Origin of the sequence: Portibacter marinus (assembly GCF_021533195.1) — a bacterium.
Taxonomy (GTDB): domain Bacteria; phylum Bacteroidota; class Bacteroidia; order Chitinophagales; family Saprospiraceae; genus Portibacter; species Portibacter marinus.
This window is the reverse complement of the sequence record NZ_JAJNKB010000002.1, coordinates 762,761-783,292: the sequence shown is the minus strand read 5'-3', so window position 1 is coordinate 783,292 and position 20,532 is coordinate 762,761. Positions and strand designations below refer to the sequence as shown.

Here is a 20,532-nt window from a genome sequence, read left to right as displayed (position 1 = left end):
TGAAAAAATCACAAAACTTTTCTTTTTTTGTGGAAAAATTTACTTCCCTACTTTTTAATGAAACTAAAATGGTCTTTGTTCATAGCTTTAATTTTACTTATTCAATGTTCCTATGAAACCTCAAATTATAGGTCGCTTTTAGGCGTTAATTCTCTGCCAAATGAGGAACCTATTCCTTTTAAGAGTGAACTGGTACCTAAAGGGAAACTCATACATCGTGGGATAGTGACCCCAGAGTTGGATGCTTATTATTTTACACTTTCCAGCAGAGATTTCAGTCATTTTGATATTTACTTTATTGAGAGAGTAGAGAGTAAATGGTCAGAGCCTCAAAAAGCTTCATTTAATAGCGATTACAATGACCACGGAATGAGTTTTTCACCCGACGGAAATACTATTTATTTTAGTTCAACTCGACCAGTTGAGAATACTAATGTTGAACAAACCTGGCACCTTTGGAAGACGGAAAAACAAAACGGAACCTGGATAAAGCCCAGTTATGTCGATATTCCCAATCTGCGTCAAAAATTGACTTCGCATCCAAGTATTACAAAGGATGGAACGCTTTATTATCATTCCAGTAATTTAGATTATTCTGAGATGGATATTTACTATTCAAAGCAAGTGGATGGGAAATTTCAACCTGCTCAGAAAGTAGCCTTATTAGATTCAGCGAACTTGGGTAGAACGACACCGTATGTGTCTGCTGATGGTTCCTTTCTTATTTATGCTTCCGTCAATAAATCATTAAATTTAATGATTTCCTATAAAGATAATAATGATAAGTGGACTCAAGCAGAAGCATTGAATAAGAAAATTAATACCAATGGTCAAGGTAATCCTTATGTAACACCAAACAATAAATATTTGTTTTTTGCCACTGAAAAGGACAATAACTGGGTGGTAAAGTGGGCGAGAGTAGAGCCACGTGAGTTTTTATAAATTTTAATTGTGCTTAAATAATTTTTGCCATCACCTTCAAAAGATAAGATAATAAGTGCTTGTAAAAGCCCCCGATATCATCAGAGAGTAATTATAAAATAATTTTTGTAATTATGAATATGAAAATCACAGAAAACGGTTCCACTTTGTGGGGACACTTCAAACGTCTTCAAACGTTGTATAGGGAAGATTTCGACTTTGAACTAAAAAATCTTGATGTGGATAACGTCCAATTTGTCGTTGCAATGATTCAATTTAAAACTAAAGTTCCTGCCGTCCATGAATAGCATCTTTTCAAAACCTTATCTTTTCTTTTGGCTCCTATGCCCTTCAGCTATTCTAATTTCTTTATTTTTTGATGATCAAGCCCTTGATCTTCAATTTCACGATACTTATTATGTTATGGCGTACACGCATATCGGGCTGTTTGTTGCATTGATTTTTTTGATGATTGGCTTAATCTACTGGTTTGCCCGAAACATCAGATTGAATGAAATTTTGGTCAAACTGCATCTTGTTTTAACCCTTCTATCCCTACTGCTGATCGGGCTGTGCCATTATACTAATAGTTCATATATCGACTTCTATTCTGCCAGAATGGAACCGCAGAGGTTAATTTCGATCATAGGATTATTAATTTTTATTTCCGGTCAGTTTCTCTTCCTTCTCAATTTGATGATAGGTTTAAGATCAGTCATTAAGAAGTAAACGATACCATTGACATAAACCAACTTTCAAAGCCAACAAAGTTATTGATCATCTGATTTTAAAACTTTATCATAAATAATATATCCTATAAGTATTGCAAAACTGATGGCTGAAATCCATATCAACCCCGACTTTAATCTTTCAAAATTTTCTCCCAGATAAGCAATGGCAAGGGTAAGCGGAATTATTCCAATCAACGTAGCACCCATAAACTTCCAATAACCCATTCTTAGTAAGCCTCCTACAAAACTAGTGGCATCGTTGGAAAGAATCGGAGAAATTCGGGCAATAATGACCGTCCAAAAGCCATAACTATCTATGTAATCTTCTATCTTCTCTTCGGTTTTCTTGCCAATTAGTTTATAAACGGTGACCGGACCCAAATACGCTCCGATTGCATACCCAAGGGAAGAAGCAACAAATACCCCCAGTATGGTGAGCAAACTTCCCCAAATGGGACCATAGGCAAGAATGCATACAATCATCACCAAAGCACTGGGAATCACAAACAGAAACATTTGCACAATCATTAGAAAGATGATTAAAAATGGCCCCCAAAAGTCAAACCTGCCGACCCACTCTGAAATCCGTTGTTCATTATTGCTCGTCAATACTTGATAAGCCTCGTTTACAAAATTTTTAAAAGGAGCCCAAATAAAGTAACCAGCGATTAATGCCGCAATCAGTAATATCGTCACATAAATCGGTATCTTACTTTGTTGCTTTTCCTCTTCAGGAACATTACTTCGTTGCTTTTCCAAACCTATTTTTTCTGAATTCAGCTATCGAATAAAAAATGGCGGATCTATGTTCAACGGAGCCAGAAAACATTTGATGTCCGCCTTACATTTGATAACTCTCCGCTTTTTCACCTTAACGCTATGGGTTGTCAATCAATTTGCTAATATGCGCTTTCCTTTCTATAAGTTATCCTAAGATTCTACTTGTAATAAACTTAAACAGACACGACTTCTTACAACTTTAATTGTCCATCTATTTTTTATTAAGCATAAAAGCTTATCTTTGCGGCGCTATAACTGATTTTAGCAATCACTAATGGTAAAAATTTAAAATAAAATGGCAGTATATTTAACTGAAGAAAAGAAAAAAGAAATTTTTAAGGAGTACGGTGGAGACGAGAACAATACAGGTTCCGCAGAAGGGCAAGTTGCTCTTTTTACGTACAGAATCAAAAGCCTGGCAGAACACCTTGAGGTCAATAAAAAAGACCACAGTTGCAGACGGGCACTTCTTTCGCTGGTAGGTAAAAGAAGAAAACTCTTAAGGTATATCGCGAAAAAAGATATCCTCAAGTATAGAGAGCTAATTGATAAATTAGGCATCAGAAAATAAATTTATTTAAAGTACCATCGCCATCACGCGATGGTACTTTGCTTTTTTGGCTTCCTTCTCTAAAGAAGAATACTACCTTTCTTTAACGTATAACGAATAGTAATTTATGGGAAATAAAATTCCAACAACAATCTCATTTAATCTTCCTGATGGACAGGAAGTGATCATAGAAACAGGAAAGTTAGCTACTCAGGCACACGGATCTGTGGTTGTAAAAGTGGGTAAGACAATGCTTTTCTGTTCAGTAGTTTCTGCAACAGAACCAAAACCAGGTCAAAGTTTCTTTCCTCTGTCAGTAGACTATCAGGAAAAATTTGCTTCAATAGGCCGTATTCCAGGTAACTTCTTTAGAAGAGAGGCCAGACTTTCAGAATATGAAATTCTAACTTCAAGATTGGTAGACAGGGCGATCAGACCTTTGTTTCCGGATGGATATATGAATGAAACTCAAGTCATTATTAATTTGATTTCTGCTGATGAAGATACACTGCCGGATGCATATGCAGCATTAGCAGCTTCAGCGGCACTTGCAGTTTCTGATATCAATTTTGATGGACCGCTTTCAGAAGTCAGAGTTGCAAAGATAGATGGTAATTATGTGATTAATCCATCAAGAACCGCTTTAGAAAAAGCAACGCTAGAACTCATAGTAGCGGCAACCAAAGAGAATGTGATGATGGTAGAGGGAGAAGCGAAGGAGTGTTCAGAATCTGAGATCATTGAAGCCATCAAAGCCGCACATGATGCCATAAGAGTGCAATGTGATGCACAATTGGCACTTGCAGAGAAGGTAGGAGAAAAAGCAACAGTAAAAAGAGAATTGGTACCTGCAGAAGAGAATGACGAAATCAAATCAGAGGTCGAATCATTTGCAAAAGAAGGAATCCTAAAAGTAGCCAGAGGCAAATTGGATAAGGTTGCCAGAAAAGAAGGCTTTAAAGAAGTTAAAACAGCTACTGAAGAACACTTGCTGGAGAAGTTTGGTGAAGAATACATGGAGGAAAATGAGCACTATGTATCCGAGTATTTTGACAAACTGAAGAAACAGACCATTCGTGACATGATGCTCGACGAAAATACCAGATTAGACGGACGTGCTTTCGATGAAGTCAGACCAATCTGGGTAGAAGTAGATTATCTTCCTTCTGCACATGGTTCAGCAATCTTTAATAGAGGTGAAACGCAATCATTGACATCGTTGACGCTGGGTAGCAAGACAGACCAAATCATGGTGGATACTGCCCTGGATTCTGGATATGATAATTTCATATTGCATTATAATTTCCCCGCACTTTCCGTGGGAGAAATCAAACCTATGAGGGGACCCGGACGACGTGAAGTTGGACATGCGAACCTTGCAGGCCGGTCTCTAAGACAGGTTTTACCAGAAGATAGTCCCTATACGATCAGAATTGTCTCTGATATTTTAGAGTCAAATGGATCCTCATCAATGGCAACAGTATGTGCCGGGTCAATGGCTCTAATGGATGCTGGAGTTCCTATAAAGGCTGCAGTTTCTGGAATCGCTATGGGAATGGTTGCAGAAGGGGGCAAAACTGCCGTGCTTTCTGATATATTGGGTGATGAAGATGCATTAGGTGATATGGATTTCAAAGTAACAGGAACTGAAAAAGGGATCACAGCATGTCAGATGGATATCAAGATCGACGGTCTTCCTTATGAAACGCTAGAGAAAGCACTTATGCAAGCAAGAGAAGGCAGATTGCATATCCTAAATGAAATGAAGGATGGTATTGCAGAGCCTAGAGAAGATTACAAACCACATGCTCCTAGAATAGAAAACATCATCATCGATAAAGACTTTATCGGTGCTGTGATTGGTCCTGGAGGTAAAGTTATTCAAGAGTTACAAGCTAAGACTGGAGCCATTATCAATATTGAGGAAATTGATGGAAAAGGACATGTAAGCATTGCCAGTAATGACAAGAAGGCTCTTGAAGAGGCTAAAGAGGCCATCATGAGAATTTCTCATGTTCCTGAAGTTGGAAATGTTTATGAAGGTGTGGCCAGATCATTGATGCCGTATGGCGTTTTTGTGGATTTTGCAGGAAAGAGCGGCTTATTACACATTTCTGAAATATCTCATTCTAGAATTGACAAAGTGGAAGATGTTTTCAAGGAAGGCGATAAAGTAAAAGTCAAGATTTTGGATATTGATAAAAGATCAGGCAAGATCAAATTATCCAGAAAAGCACTGATGCCTAAACCTGAGCGAAAGGATAACAATCAGTAGAAATAGGATTAGAAAATACTAATCGTTAAAGAATAAACCTGGGTGGTCGTGGATCACTCAGGTTTTTTTATTTAAAGTTCTCTATAAGAAACCTTTTTAAAGATTATATTGTAGTAAATCTATTGAAGACAAGATGATAGTTTTGGTTTCAATGCATGGGGAAGACTTTTTGTAAAGCTATTATTGACCCAGATATATTAATCTGAGCTAGAATTATTTTCCTCAAGCTGTTAATAAGTTTAGTTATAGATTGACTAATTGACATTTGAAATCGTGTTCAGGATTTAGAGATTTAACCCATCAATAATCAATGAGACAACTAAGAATTACGAATAAAATCACCGCGAGGGAGAGTGTTGCTCTTGACAAATATCTGAATGATATTGGTAAGATTTCACTCTTGACGGCAGAGGATGAAGCTAGACTTGCCAAGCGAATCAGAGCTGGTGATAAAGATGCATTAGAAGAACTTACCAAGGCCAATCTTAGATTCGTCGTTTCCGTCGCCAAGCAGTACCAAAATCAAGGACTTTCGTTATCAGATCTTATCAATGAAGGAAATGTAGGACTGATGAAAGCTGCTAAAAGATTTGACGAAACCAAAGGGTTTAAGTTTATTTCATACGCTGTTTGGTGGATCAGACAATCAATACTGCAAGCCATTGTAGAATACTCCAGAATTGTACGGCTTCCTCTCAACAAAGTGGGTTCTTATAATAAGATAAATGAAGCCTTTCTCAACTTTGTTCAGAAATACGAAAGAGAACCTACTCACGAAGAGTTGGCTGAGATTCTGGACATCTCTACCAAAGAAGTCACTACTATGCTCAATGGTAAGGGAAGACATATTTCTTTTGATGCCCCATTGGGTGGTGAGGAAGGAGAATCAACCATGCTGGATTTGTTTGAAGACGGCGATAATATCAGCCCCGACCTCAAATTGATGGAACAATCCCTCAAGGATGAAGTTAACCATGGATTGACCACTCTTTCACCCAGGGAGGTGGATGTTTTGTGTGCTTACTACGGCTTGAAAAGTGAAAAGGGTAAAACATTAGAGGAAATTGGTGATATGTATGGATTAACCAGAGAACGCGTTCGACAAATTAAAGAACGTGCCTTAAGACGGTTGAGAAAATCGGTCAACAAAAATGCCTTGAAGTCTTATCTTGGCTAAAACATAATCGATTATAATACAGTGGGATATTGATTATATCTTGCCACTTGTCGATTTCCTATTTTTACATCTCACAGATGTCATTTTTAAGATTCATACATTAATGCTTACATTGTGTGCTTTAATTTAATTCGTTGATGTTAAGATTACTTGATTTAATTTTAAACGGAGGCTTCGATCCTAAAAAGGAAATTTTGGAACTCAGAACAGAAATTGCTGATCTGAGAGCAAAAATTATCAACTGGGAAGAGTCTGAATTGGATTTACTTTCTCTTAATCAGGTAGAACGAAATTTTTCCAAACGATTTTCTAATAGCGTTTCGGGTATTATAGATTCGATTTACCATGAGCACATGATTGCTTATGCCTATCGTAGCTTTTCATCTCGTAAAAAGAAAGCGGTAATTTACTCCGCTTCCAACCATCATGAATTTTTCTACATCATTAAAGATACTGGGGTGCAAATCTTTGTAGATCAACACTTTCTGGGAACAATGAATGATGATGGACTGATTTATGGTAAAAACAAAAGAAGGTTAATTGCCAGAATCAACGACTATAACAGAATAGTGAAACCGATCATTATCGGTGACAAGGAAGTAGCTGCTGTACTGGATCCACTTGATCACGATAAATTTAATCCCAGAGCATTTGAGTATATATCTTCGAAAATGTCCCATCCGGATTTTCTAATTACTTTGGCTCTTGCTATTTACACCATCGTAGATAGAACTAAAGAAGAGAAGAAACTAAAGTAATTCTTGGGATGCTGTATATATTTTCCTTTTATTTGTACAGGCTACAAAACAATTTGCTAGCCATGAGGTTTATACATACGATATGAGTACACTTGACCAAGTAAGATTTATCATCTACAGATGTCACGAGAAAGGCCTGGAAATTTTCTTGGTAAATTCTGATCTTGAAAATGATCCTGACATTTGGAACATTCCCAAAGGCGATTTAGTAGGCAAAAACATGAATGCTAGCTCCGAAAACATTATAGAACTGGATCCCTTTGAAGATGAATTCGGAAATGTAAGAAGAGCCTATGCTATAGAAGGCGACTGGCATGATATTCCCTCCATTCGAGGAATGATTAAGCACGATATAAAATTGGTAAAATCTAAAGTGAAAGAAATCTTACCCGATTCAGAAAAGGGGACATTTTTTGCACTCAAAGAAGCATTTAAGAAAGTGTTGCCCAATGAGTACTCTGCGCTCAAAGAACTTAAAGATATTATAGTGGAAAGAAACATTCTTAGGAATCTCTAATTTGCACTCATTCAAAGATTATAATTTAGTGATCGAGCAGATTTCGATCACTTTTTTTTATGGGTCTTGTCTCTGTTTCGGTGCTCTCTTCGTATTTTTACATAAATCAGTTGCTCATGTCCACAGTTGGTAATACAAATTTTGTTTTTCCAGGTCAGGTTTCTTTCTATAGAGGTAAGGTCAGAGAGGTTTACAAATTTGAAGATAAGATTGCAATGGTAGCCACCGATCGAATTTCGGCTTTTGATCACATCCTTCCTAAACCCATTCCTTTTAAAGGTCAGGTACTGAATAACATAGCAGCTCACTTTCTGCATGCCTCAAAGGATCTGGTGCCAAATTGGCTGGAGGCCATTCCTCATCCTAACGTGGCGATAGGCAAAGCTTGCAAACCGATCATGCTGGAAATGGTTATCCGAGGCTATTTAGCCGGGCATGCTGCCAGGGTTTATAGTGGCGGGAGAAGAATGCTGTGTGGTGTTCTTTTGCCTGAGGGCCTAAAAGAAGGTGATGCTTTTCCCCAACCGATCATCACTCCAGCAACCAAAGCAGAAGAAGGCCATGATGAGGACATCTCTGCAGATGAAATTTTAGCTCAGGGGATCGTAGACGAGGGAACCTGGAACTTGCTTTGTGATTATACCCAAAAGCTTTTCAAATTGGGTACTGAAATGGCTGCCCAGCGCGGACTTATTTTAGTAGATACAAAATACGAGTTTGGAATACACAATGGCCAAGTACTTTTAATGGATGAAATACACACACCTGATAGTTCCAGATACTACATTAAAGATGGATATGAAGAGCGTCAACGTTCTGGAAAAAAGCAATCCCAGCTTTCTAAAGAATTTGTGAGGGAATGGTTAATGGAGCATGGATTTCAAGGTCTTGAAGGTCAAAACATGCCAGATATGCCCGATGACTTTGTCCAAACAGTATCTGACAGGTACATAGAACTTTATGAAAAAATTACTGGACAAACCTTTGTTAAGCATTCAAGCGATAATCTGATGACTGAGATCGAGGAGTCCATTCATCGATACCTTTCTGAACATGCCTAGTGATGATTCCATATCTCTTAATAAATATATTAGTTCTACAGGTAGGTGTTCCAGAAGGGAGGCCGATAAATTAATAGAGCAAGGCAGGGTTTTACTGAACGGAGTAAAAGCACGAAAAGGGAATCGAGTATCGCCGGGTGATGAGGTCATTGTTGATGGCGGTTATGTAGAGCGCAAGAAAAATAACTTGTTGATAGCCTACAATAAACCGGTGGGTATAGTCTGCACCACAGATCAGAAAGAACCCAATAATATAGTATCCCAAATCAAGCACAAAGAAAGACTATTTCCCATTGGCAGATTGGATAAGGCTTCTCAAGGCCTCATATTCCTTACCAATGATGGGGATATCGTCAATAAGATATTAAGGGCCGGAAATGAACATGAGAAAGAATATATTGTCACTGTCAATAAGCCCATTGACACAGATTTTATTCGTAGGATGTCCGGTGGACTGCCCATTCTGGGTACGAAAACAAAGAAATGTAAGGTTTCTGCCATTAATGATAATACATTCAGGATCATTCTGACGCAAGGTCTAAACAGACAAATACGAAGAATGTGCGAGTTTCTAGGCTATAAAGTCGCAAGTTTGAAAAGAATCAGGATTATGAATGTAAAGCTCGGAAACTTACCGATTGGAAAATGGAGAGCACTAAACAGTTCAGAAATACAAAAAATTCGACAACTCCTAAGCCATTCTTCTAAAACCGCCTAGATCTGTTCACACCAGATTTAAAGCGAGAAAAGATTACTTGTCAATCCCAACTACATACAATCGGTCTGAAAGTAAAAAGCCTGCAACTAGACAGCTACAGGCTTTTTACATTATTGATTATTGTTGTTAAAAATTCGTCTTTATAATTTGATAAACTCCTTTACCATGGCATCTTCACCGTGTTGAATTCTAAAGTAGTAAACACCCGCGTCCAAGTTTTGAAGGTCCATTGACATATCGTCTTTTCTCATATCAAATTTACTCATGACCAACTGACCATAAGCATCAAATACTTGGACATTAAGCTCTTCGTGCATGACCACGTTCAATTTGATCGTAATACTACCCGCAGAAGGGTTAGGGAAAATGTCTACATCCTCTGGTGCCAATTGTCCATCATTACATGGATCGCCTTCAGTCACTCTGGTTACCGTAATCGGATTTGACAATTCATAACAACCCACTAAATTTGCTGCATTACTATCTACGACAGCTCCTTCAATTTCGCCATTAAAGGATAAGTGCCAGACTAAGCAAACACCAGCTCCTGCTCCATCGAGATCGAAAGGTGGCGCATCAGGGAGGCCAAGAATGTTCAGATCTTGATCTGTAATGACCCAGGCACTGTTTTCACCCACATTTCCGTCAAGAGTTACATCAAAAGCGTCAGAAACATCATCACCAGCGCATATGGTCAAAGAATCAGTACCATCCGACGCGATAGCAATCGTACCGGCCTGAATTTCCTTTCTGATCACCCTTACTGGATTAGAAAGTGCTGCACATCCTTCCAAAGCTCCAACTTTGGAACCTATGGTGATCGTCGGTCTTTCACCGTTGTAGGCAAGATACCATACCAAACATGTTCCAGGGCCTGCTGCTTCCAAATTAAATGGAGGAGCCATAGGCATACCTAAAACTGTGGTATCCGAAGAAGTAATGATCCAGGTAAAGCTTTCGCCTTCACCGCCATCCACATTAGGGATTATTAAATCCGGAATTCCGTCTCCCACACAGATTTCAGTAGAATCAACTCCGTCGTCCAGAGTCAATATAGGCGCTTCAACGCCCTGTCGAGTCACCGTAATGGGGTTAGAAAGTGAAAAGCAAACTTCAATATCTGATACATTATCCCCTGTTTCTATATCGTCAAACTCATCAACAGCATTATAAAACCATACCTGACAAACTCCACTTCCTGCTCCTTCGAGATTGAAAGTTGGACCTTCAGGCAGTCCAAGAATATTTCCTGAAGTATCCGTAATGATCCATCCGGTAAAGGCACCATCACCACCTTCTACTGTAACGGTAAAAGGATCGGCAACGCCATCACCAGCACAGATCGAAAAGTCTGTCCCTAGATCTGAATTTATAGTTGAAGCTTCCACGGTATTTCTTGTGATCGTTATTCCATTGGAAAGCGCAAAACAACCAGCAATATCTGCAGCATTACTGTCTACCTCTAAACCACTTACTTCACCATTAAAGCTCAAGTACCAAAGCACACAGACGCCAGAACCTGCACCTTCTAAGTCAAAACTTGGACCTTCTGGTAGTGCTAATATATTAAGGTCAGCATCCGTGATGATCCATTGACTGTTCATACCAGTTGCTCCTTCTAAAATGGGTGTAAATTCATCTGAATTTCCATCACCAGCACAAATCTCCAGTTCTGTTCCACCATCTTCAAGTGAAATGGAAGCAGGTTCAACCCCACTTCTATCAACTGTAATGGAATTGGAAAGTGCAAAACAACCACTGAGGTTTGCGGCATTACCATCTACTTCTAGGCCACTAATCTCTCCATTATAGTTGAGATACCAAACCAGACAAGTACCTTCTCCAGCTCCATCCAGATCAAAAGATGGTCCTTCAGGAAGTGCCAGTATATCCAGGTTCTCATCAGTGATGATCCACGCTGTAAGTTCACCTTCTCCTCCCTCTACAACAGCGGTAAACATATCTGAGATGCCATCTCCGGCACAGATAGAAATTTCTTCTCCGCCACCTTCGATCATAATATTCGCCGGTGCCACTCCCTCTCTTATCACTGTAATAGGATTCGAAAGAGCAAAGCAACCTTCTAAATTAGCTACATTCATTCCGACTTCAGCACCGATCAATTCTCCATTGATATTAATATGCCATAACAGACATACACCATCACCTGCATCTTCAAGATCAAAAGTTGGTCCAGCAGGCAATCCCAGTATATTTAAGTCCCCATCTGTTATGACCCATGCTGAGGATTCTCCTGAGCCTCCTTCAACTGTTGCAGAAAATGCATCTGAAATTCCATCACCAGCACAGATGGTTAATGAGTCACCGCCTCCTTCTATTTCAATCACTGAGCCCTCAACAGCATTTCTGACTACAGTTATGGCATTTGAAAGTGCAAAACATCCTGAAAGTTCAGCAGCATTCGAACCCATTTCCAATCCAGATATCGTATCATTATAAGTTACATACCAAACCAGGCAAGTACCAGCACCAGCTCCTTCCAGATCGATTGCTGGGCCATCCGGTATGCCAAGAATATTTAACTCTTCATCCGTGATCACCCAAGCCGCCTTATTACCATTTCCTCCTTCAACAACTGGAGTAAAAGGGTCTGCATTCCCATCGCCTGCACAAATGGTTAATTCTGTATCGCCACCCTCAAGTGATATTGAAGCTGATGACACTGCATTTCTTACCACCCGGATGGAATTGGATAAGGCCAGGCAACCACTAAGATCACCTGCATTTTGACCTGTCTCTGCACCCTCCAGATCTCCATTGAATGAGACATTCCATATCAAACAGACGCCTTCTCCTGCACCTTCCAAATCGAATGTATCACTGTCCTGAACTCCTAATATATTCAAATTTTCATCTGTGATTACCCAGGCACTGTTTTCACCTGTAGCTCCTTCTAAACTAATAGTGAAAGCATCTGACACGCCATCTCCTGCGCAGATCTCAATTTCATCTCCTCCATCTTCAAGGGAAATTGTGCCAGCTTCCACACCTTCTCTTTCTATCGTAATCGGGTTAGAAAGTACATAACATCCTGAAATATCTGCAGCATTGGATCCTACCTCGACACCAGATAACATACCCGAAAAAGTGGCATACCATAGCAAGCAAGTTCCATTTCCTGCATCCTCCAGGTTAAAAGTAGGACCTTGAGGGGTACCCAATATATTTAAATCCTGATCTGTGATGATCCATGCGCTACTTTCTCCTTCACCACCCGAAATTTCTACTGTAAAGATATCTGCAGCTCCATCACCTGCACAAATGGAAAACTCTGTAAGTCCCAATGTGGTCTGAATACTTGCAGGTGCAACTGCATTTCTAACCACTGTGACGGGATTTGATAAACTAAAACAACCCTGAAGATTTCCCGCATTCATGCCTACCTCTGCTCCCTCAATATCACCGTTGAATGATAAATTCCATACCAGACAAACGCCTGCACCAGCATCTTCAAGGTTAAATGTCGGCCCATTTGGTAAGCCCAAAATGTTTAAATCTTCATCGGTAATTACCCAACTCTGGTTTTCTCCGGTGGCATCCGAAATTTCCAAAGTAAATAAGTCCACCGTACCATCTCCGGTACAAATGGTCAAAGAATCTCCTCCTTCTATTAAAGAGATGGTACCTCCTGAAACACCATCTCTGGTTACAGTAATGGCATTAGATAAGGCATAACAACCAGAAATATCAGCAGCATTGGCACCCACAGTCAGGCCATCGATATCTCCATTGTAAGAAACATTCCAAAGAAGACAAACGCCATCTCCCGCTCCCTCAAGATCGAAGGTAGGACCACCTGGGACACCTAATATATTCAAATTTTGATCCGTGATGATCCAGGCACTGCTGTCACCGCTTCCTTCAGTAAGTATTGGAGTAAACGGATTCTCAACTCCGTCTCCAGCACAAATGGCCAATTCAGTTCCACCATCTTCCAATTCCAGTGTTCCACCTTCTACAGCAGTACGGGTAACGGTTATGGGATTTGATAACATAAAACATCCACCCAAGTTTCCTGCATTGAGGCCTACCACATTTCCAAAGATATTATTGAAGGTGAGTCGCCATATCAGACACACACCTTCTCCAGCACCTTCCAGGTCAAATTCATTGTCAGAGGTGATGGCAAGAATGTTTAAGTCTTCATCGGTAACCAGATATTTACTGTACCTACCCACTCCTCCGGTGTAAGTAACTTCAAATGGATCAGGTATACCATCTATGCAAATATCTATTTGATCAGTTCCATTTACTGATATCGTTGCCGCTGCAATAGGCCGTCTAACAACTGTAATTGGATTTGAATAGTCAAGCCATCCTTGGACATTATCCTTGTTCATGCCGACCTTGAAATCTCCAACGATGTCTTTGTAGCTCATATGCCAAATGACACAGGTTCCTGCGCCGGCACCTTCGAAATCAAATGTATTGCTTTCTTGAATGGCAACAATTTTGCCGGTGGTATCTGTCACAACCCACGTCATATATGGCCCTTCTGCATCCATTAGCATCACCATAATTGGGTCTGCAATGCCATCTCCTACGCAAATTTCTGTTTCTGTAGTTCCGTTCATGAGTGAAATTACTCCGCCATCAAAAGCATCATCCGCTACCAGTGTTAGTGGCAACGTAAAGAACATGGTCAAGAGTAAATAAATTGGTAATAGTTTATTCATATTATTGATTTAAATGTTAATGCTTTGATTAAAAGTAAATATTAGCCATCACAGACGTATCACGAATTGTTTACACTTTCTTGCTATTTTGCAATAAAGTATGTGCAAAGACATGTACCTAAAAGCGTGAGAGCTCTATATTTACAAATATAGATAAGTAATATAAGAAATATTCATATATGTGAAAGTTATTATCAAAATTAATAATGATAATAATAGACATAGTGACTGTATGTCTTCTGTATTGCAAAAGACTAGCTCAAAAGCAAATCAGCAAAGGTGATACTAGATATCTAATAACTCGGTAACGCATTTAAAAACGTTCTCTCCAGTATATCCAAACTTTTCATCAAGGACGGTATATGGCGCAGAATACCCAAAGTGCTCAAGCCCCCATACTTTACCAGAATCTCCTACCAAACCCTCAAGATTAACAGCAAGTCCGGCGGTCATTCCAAATTTTGGAACACCTGGATTCAAGACTTTTTCCCTGTATTCCTTAGACTGATTCCTAAAAATACCTTCACTTGGAACACTTACGATTTTTACGTTCAGTTCTTTTCTATCTCTGAGCAACTGCGCACCTTCAAACAAAGTAGAAACCTCTGAACCATTGGCCAACAGAATTACATCGGGCGTAACTTCACAGTCCTCCACGATGTAAGCCCCCTTTTCAGCACCCAATGCTTCATCAAATCTATTTTCACCTGGCAGATCCTGAATATCCTGTCGTGAAAGAATCAGCCCAGAAGGAGCATTCGTTGTCTCAAGAGCAATCTTCCAACACACAGTTGTTTCCACAGCATCAGCTGGTCGCAATGCTACAAATGCATTGTTACCTGAATGATTTTTTAATTTTTCCAATAGCCTTATTTGTGCTTCTTGTTCAATAGGCTGATGAGTAGGTCCATCTTCCCCCACTCTAAAGGCATCGTGTGTCCAAATAAAATGGACCGGTTGTTCCATTAAAGCAGCAACCCTAATGGCCGGTTTCATATAGTCTGAAAAAGCAAAAAACGTTGCACATACTGGTATAACACCACCATGCAAAGCCATGCCGGTCGCAAGTGCTGCCATGGATAATTCAGAAACACCTGCTTGAAGAAAAGCACCGGAAAAATCGCCTTTCTTGAAAGCAGTAGTTTTCTTTAAAAATCCGTCGGTTTTATCACTATTTGATAAATCTGCTGAAGCAACGATCATATTTTCAATGTGGTCAGCAAAGTAAGATAAGACTGCAGACGAAGCATTTCGAGTCGCAATATTGGATTTCTGCTCAATATTACGCCAATCTATATCAGGAAGACTCCTATTAATAAATCGTTCTAATTTCTGGTAAAGATCCGGATTGTCCGAAGCCCAGTTCTTGTTGGCTCTCTTTTTTTGGTCAGCCTTCTCTTTCAGGGATTGAGATACTTGATCATAATGATTTGCTACATCTTCAAAAATGGTAAATGGATCATTGACATCTCCTCCTAAACCCTCAATCGTTTTTTGATAGGAAGCCTTTGATTTTCCTAAAGGCTTACCATGTAGTTCTACCTCGCCTTCGTATAATTCTCCATCCTCTGACCTCACTCCCTTGCCCATGGTGGTCTGACCAATGATTAAACTGGGCTTGCCGGTTTCATCGTTACACTCCCTTAATGCTTTTCTGATTTGATCGTGATCATTTCCGTCTATCGTCAGCACGTGCCAGCCCCATGCTTCATATTTCTTTGCAGTATCTTCCTTAGTCACTTCATCAACCTCAGTGGAAAGTTGGATCTCATTCGCATCGTAAAACATAATGATATTCCCCAATCCCAGAAACCCTGCGATTCGACCTGCACCCTGAGATATTTCCTCCTGAACACCACCATCAGAAATATATATGTAGGTTTTGTGCTCTACGATTTCACCGAAACGTTCAGCTAAAAACCTTTCAGCAACTGCAGAACCTATACCGAAGGCATGACCTAAGCCTAATGGTCCGGAAGTATTTTCAATACCTCTTTCAAAATCTACCTCAGGATGTCCCGGTGTTACGCTCTTCCATTGACGAAAATCCTTCAAATCGTCCATGGAGTACTTACCAAACAGGGCCATTGTGGAGTATAGCATTGCAGACATGTGTCCGGCATCCAAATAGAATCTGTCTCTGCCGAACCAGGTCATGTCACTCGGATCAAATTGCAAGAATTCACTGAACAAGACATGCATAAAATCCGCACCACCCATGGGACCACCAGGATGTCCGGAATCGGCCTGCTCCACCATTGCCGCAGATAAAATTCTAATATTATCTGCCGCTTTCATTGATATTGACTTCTCGCTCATTGGTTCTAGTTTTTATGCAAAAATAAAGATTCCAATCAGTTACAATAACTTTAATGAATCAAAGGCTAAAAAAAATAAGCCTCAACACACGAGATGTCAAGGCCTACCTTACTTTACAGTAATTCAATTCCTTATTTCTCCCAGGAAACAGGTACTGTTGCCCTGGTTTTATCCCAACCAATAATCATATCAGCTGAAGTTTCGCTTTTTTCTTCAAATATGATCGCTAAAGCTTCCACCACTTCATCTTCTTGATATACCGGTACTGTAACGGATGCCACATCTTTACTTTCATCCCTGTTTGCTGCTCCCCATATAGGATAGTCTTTGCTAAAAATCACATCCCATGTGTCACCATTCAGTTCAGCAAACATAGCGTATCTTCCCCTTCTCAGTTCCTTTTCTCCTATCTTCACATCTTTGTAGAAAACAACTTCCGTGGCCTCATTAGCACCGATTCTCCAAACTTCACCTTCCTTCAACAAACCACCAAATATATCCCGATCATTCTTCTGTGGTCTGCTGTAGATGACCTGAATGATCGGATCGGCCTTTTTATCTTCGCTCTCAGCATAGTTGTTAAAAGCACTATTTCTTGGGTAATGTGCCATATCCATAGGACTGGCATCTATTCCTTGCAGGATGACCGGATTAAACGCAATCGGTAATACAGCTCTGGTTTTCTCCCATTCTACAATAAGGTTGGCAGTGAGGTCATCTACTTCCTGAAAGGCCATGGCAAGCGCTTCCCTGGGCTCTTCAACGTCCTCCGTTTTCACAGTGGCTGAAGCTACAGTTTTGGATTTGTCACGATTTGCGCTGCCCCAAATGCCCATTTCAGAACTCAAATGAAAAGTCCATTGACCTGCTTCTGGAACTACAAAAAGAGAATAAGTACCCTGATTTACCGTTTGGCCACCAAAATCGACAGGTTGGTAAAAGGTAATCATAGTAGCTTCATTTGCACCTAGTCTCCATTCTTCCCCATAAGGAACCAGGTTCCCAAAGATCTTTCTATCCTTCATCATTGGCCTGGAATAGACCACCTTCATTTTCGGTGTAATGTTTCGTTTGTCCTCAGACAAGTAGTTTCTCCAGGCTACTTCTGCCGGGTAATACTCTGCATCCATTGTGCTGGCATCCAGACTAGGCCATTTACTGTCCTGTGCATAGGCAGTGGTCAGTACGATAAGCAAACTTACTATCGTCCCTATTGATCTCATATTTAATAGTTATTAAGATTTAAAAATTAGTTTCTCTCTGTGAAAATACTAAAAACAAGTAAACTTAAATCGTTCTTCACATGACAACTACTACTAAAATCCAAATCGCGAAAGGTCAGTGACTTTATACTTACTTAAATCGTAAATGATTTCCTGTTTTATCACTTCATTGGTTTCCATGGTAGTTACTGTCTTGTCTTTTTTATCCTCCATTCTCATTTTAAGAATGACTCCCCTGGCGTCACTAGGGAAATTGATATTAGGGTTCGTTGCAAAAGACTTTTGATAGGTTTCCACATCAATACCAACATCGTTCGCTAACCAATAATTACCAATCATATCATCTGATTCCACTTTGTATTCCTCACAAAGATAGCCTGCTATATTTTCCTTCCTTCCTGTTTTTTCGAAAGTGTAATCTACCTCCTCCTCTTTCTTGTCTTGTTGTCGATTAGCCTTATCCATGACCTTCTGTAAATCAAGTGAAGTGACATTTCCACCCACAATCGTGTAATTTTTCATGTTCGTAAAATCCATAATATTTATAGCAGACTCCATTTCTGTGCCTATATAGGCACTGTCCTGACTATAATGCATCTTCATATTAATAGGATCTCCTTTTCCTTTTTTGTCTTCTGTTTTAATGACCATATCCAAAGTAAGGTCAAAATGATATTCTCTATCCACTTTCTTGGCCGAAAACAGCCCACCGAAGGGTTCACTATCAGCAGTAACCGTAGAATCAGTCTTGACCGATTTGTCTTTCGTGGTTTTTGTGCTATCTGATCCAAAAATTTTATTAAAAATGCCTTCAGCGGTCTTCTCTACGATCCTGTCCGCAACTTTTCGTTCTGCTTTGCGAATGACTTTTCCCACAGGGTCTGTTTGACCCATTAAAATTTGAATTGAAAAAATCATAATTAGTGTGTAAGTAAATCTCATTGCTCTTTGTTTTTTATTTATGTCAATGTTTTTATGTAGAAGTTAACATTGAATTTGTAAAAAAAATCAGTTTTATACTTTTCGCTACCTATTTTAACAAATAATATATCGAAATTACAGTTTGACAATATGTTTTTTCAAAATGAACTGTACATTTAACAAATAATTACAAACATGGATAATCTTTTTAACATCATTCAGAAACAAATGACTCCTGAAGTAATCTCTGCACTTAGCAAGCAAATCAGGGCTGATGAAGACACTACCGCCGCCGCAGCGCAAGGAGCTGTATCAGCCATCGTGGGAGCACTCTCTAAAAACACTAAAAATGAATCTCAAGCCTCTAGTTTGCTAGGAGCACTTGACAGGGATCATGACGGAAGTATTCTTAACGATGTCCTCGGATTGGTGGTAGGTCGTTCACAACCTACAAATTCTAGAACAGTCAATGGCCTGGGTATTTTAGACCACCTACTCGGAAATAATACGAACGGAATCGTGGCAGCACTAAGCAAAGGATCTGGATTAGACTTTTTAAAATCAGCTACGCTATTGAAAATGTTGGCACCTATAGTAATGGGAAGTCTGGGAAAAGCGCGATCACAAAACGAGGTTAATCAAAACAATATTTTTGACTTTTTAAATCGGTCCGTTCAGGAAGCAAAGCCACAAAGAGAGGAATTAAGTATTTTTCAACAAGTCCTGGATGCAGATGGTGACGGAAGTGTCATGGATGATGTAGCGGGAATGGGCATGAAGATGCTTGGTGGTTTTCTAAAAAATAGAAGATAGTCACAACTTTAAGATACTCTGCTTGAATTCTTTCTGAAGGACCAACTTCAGGTTTGCCAGAACCAATTCCCCCATGGAATCGCAGTGATCAAAAATATGCGTCTTATGATGCGAGGCCAGCTCGAATTTGAGCTGGTCTATTTTATAGTCAAAAGACAGTTTGTCAGCGATCATACATTTTAATAGCTTATTCAGTCTTACACTTGAGGTTTTAGCCCTCCTTGTAATAAGCGATCGTTCTTCAAACTGATATTGGGTGACCGTTTCTGTACCTAAATGATTGAGTCCCAGTTTTATAATCGCATTATTCTCCTTGAAATATTGAGGTAAGTAGAAGTTTTTTCTCCCTTCATATGATTGTTGATCAAAATCAATGGCTCTGATCCGATATTGATTCCCATCAATATCCGGAGTAATATCTACAATATAGTTATAGGAACGCATGTCTCCTAGTAATCTGACAAAGCATCGTTCATTGAACTTAATAAATTCCTTAGCAATTCTGATCTGATCAAAGTTGCTCACTTTGGTATTCCGCTTCATAAAGTCGTCGCCCGGAATTCCCGCGATATGCTCCTCAATCAAGGTATCTCGATCATATAAAAAACTAATCCTATTGGGTGATAGCAGGTCCTCTAATTCTAATCCATAAATCCTGGAAGCGTCTATTTTCTTGATATAAAAATGATCATAATTATCATTCAATCTGTTGATTATACGCACTCTATAGGGATGTGTATTACCGAAAATACAAAAATCAATGCGATCGACCTTGAGGTGTTCTATGACTTTTAAGTCCCCATCCGTTTTGAGCAAAGCGTATATTTCACACAGATGATCATGTAATTCCTGGCGCTCTGCTTCATCATATATAAGTGTCTTCCATAGGGTGTCATTGCCATCCATATCCATAAGTTCAAAGCCTCCTATAGACCTATCCATATCATCATATTGTATAGGCAACTTTAAAAATCGATTGTAACTTTTAAGATAGGTATCAAACTGTTTGGATACCGGAAATGCAACTTTCTTCTTGGATGGTTTATTCCCTCTCATCTCTTTAAAAAAAAG

15 protein-coding genes are annotated in these 20,532 nt (G+C 39.4%); 9 read left to right on the top strand and 6 right to left on the bottom strand.

What is annotated here, in order from left to right; translation table 11 throughout:
* Positions 1-27: 27 nt before the first annotated feature.
* Complete coding sequence (locus L2567_RS07370) at positions 28-942, top strand: TolB family protein (protein WP_235297108.1); 915 nt, start codon at positions 28-30, stop codon at positions 940-942.
* A gap of 749 nt (positions 943-1,691) precedes the next feature.
* Here the strand turns inward: L2567_RS07370 and L2567_RS07365 are convergent.
* Positions 1,692-2,411 carry a TVP38/TMEM64 family protein gene (locus tag L2567_RS07365; protein WP_235297107.1) on the bottom strand — a complete coding sequence of 240 codons (720 nt, stop codon included), beginning with the start codon at positions 2,409-2,411 and terminating at the stop codon, positions 1,692-1,694.
* Positions 2,412-2,727: 316 nt separating this feature from the next.
* Here L2567_RS07365 and rpsO point away from each other — a divergent pair, with 316 nt between their 5' ends.
* The 7 genes from rpsO to rluF all read left to right on the top strand — a co-directional run bounded on the left by rpsO (position 2,728) and on the right by rluF (position 9,488).
* Positions 2,728-3,003: a 30S ribosomal protein S15 gene (gene rpsO, locus L2567_RS07360; protein ID WP_235297106.1), complete on the top strand. Its 276-nt coding sequence runs from the start codon at positions 2,728-2,730 to the stop codon at positions 3,001-3,003.
* 106 nt (positions 3,004-3,109) lie between these two features.
* Positions 3,110-5,257 (top strand): polyribonucleotide nucleotidyltransferase, encoded by a 2,148-nt coding sequence (pnp, locus tag L2567_RS07355; protein WP_235297105.1) that lies wholly within the window; start codon positions 3,110-3,112, stop codon positions 5,255-5,257.
* Between the two features lie 310 nt (positions 5,258-5,567).
* Positions 5,568-6,434 (top strand): sigma-70 family RNA polymerase sigma factor, encoded by an 867-nt coding sequence (locus L2567_RS07350; protein ID WP_235297104.1) that lies wholly within the window; start codon positions 5,568-5,570, stop codon positions 6,432-6,434.
* A gap of 137 nt (positions 6,435-6,571) precedes the next feature.
* Positions 6,572-7,192 carry a hypothetical protein gene (locus tag L2567_RS07345; RefSeq protein WP_235297103.1) on the top strand — a complete coding sequence of 207 codons (621 nt, stop codon included), beginning with the start codon at positions 6,572-6,574 and terminating at the stop codon, positions 7,190-7,192.
* 82 nt (positions 7,193-7,274) lie between these two features.
* On the top strand, positions 7,275-7,709 hold the full coding sequence (locus L2567_RS07340) for a hypothetical protein (protein ID WP_235297102.1): 435 nt from the start codon (positions 7,275-7,277) through the stop codon (positions 7,707-7,709).
* Positions 7,710-7,825: 116 nt separating this feature from the next.
* Positions 7,826-8,770, top strand: coding sequence for a phosphoribosylaminoimidazolesuccinocarboxamide synthase (locus L2567_RS07335; protein WP_235297101.1), 945 nt, complete (start codon positions 7,826-7,828; stop codon positions 8,768-8,770).
* Positions 8,763-9,488 carry a 23S rRNA pseudouridine(2604) synthase RluF gene (gene rluF, locus L2567_RS07330; protein WP_235297100.1) on the top strand — a complete coding sequence of 242 codons (726 nt, stop codon included), beginning with the start codon at positions 8,763-8,765 and terminating at the stop codon, positions 9,486-9,488. The genes L2567_RS07335 and rluF overlap by 8 nt, the downstream gene beginning before the upstream one ends.
* 140 nt (positions 9,489-9,628) lie before the next feature.
* On the opposite strand, the gene L2567_RS07325 is transcribed toward rluF, so the two are convergent.
* The 4 genes from L2567_RS07325 to L2567_RS07310 form a co-directional block, all read right to left on the bottom strand.
* Entirely contained in the window at positions 9,629-14,185 is a 4,557-nt protein-coding gene (locus tag L2567_RS07325) for a T9SS type A sorting domain-containing protein (protein ID WP_235297099.1), read from the bottom strand.
* Positions 14,186-14,470: 285 nt separating this feature from the next.
* Positions 14,471-16,504 carry a transketolase family protein gene (locus L2567_RS07320; protein WP_235297098.1) on the bottom strand — a complete coding sequence of 678 codons (2,034 nt, stop codon included), beginning with the start codon at positions 16,502-16,504 and terminating at the stop codon, positions 14,471-14,473.
* A 131-nt stretch (positions 16,505-16,635) separates the two neighbouring features.
* On the bottom strand, positions 16,636-17,727 hold the full coding sequence (locus tag L2567_RS07315) for a DUF2911 domain-containing protein (RefSeq protein ID WP_235297097.1): 1,092 nt from the start codon (positions 17,725-17,727) through the stop codon (positions 16,636-16,638).
* Between the two features lie 93 nt (positions 17,728-17,820).
* Positions 17,821-18,621, bottom strand: coding sequence for a DUF4412 domain-containing protein (locus tag L2567_RS07310; RefSeq protein ID WP_235297096.1), 801 nt, complete (start codon positions 18,619-18,621; stop codon positions 17,821-17,823).
* 222 nt (positions 18,622-18,843) lie between these two features.
* On the opposite strand from L2567_RS07310, the gene L2567_RS07305 reads away from it, so the two are divergent.
* A complete protein-coding gene (locus L2567_RS07305) occupies positions 18,844-19,461 on the top strand; it encodes a DUF937 domain-containing protein (RefSeq protein WP_235297095.1) in 618 nt (205 codons plus the stop codon).
* Here the strand turns inward: L2567_RS07305 and L2567_RS07300 are convergent, their stop codons facing one another.
* Positions 19,462-20,517, bottom strand: a complete 1,056-nt coding sequence (locus tag L2567_RS07300; RefSeq protein WP_235297094.1) for a hypothetical protein — start codon at positions 20,515-20,517, stop codon at positions 19,462-19,464.
* Between the last annotated feature and the right edge of the window lie 15 nt (positions 20,518-20,532).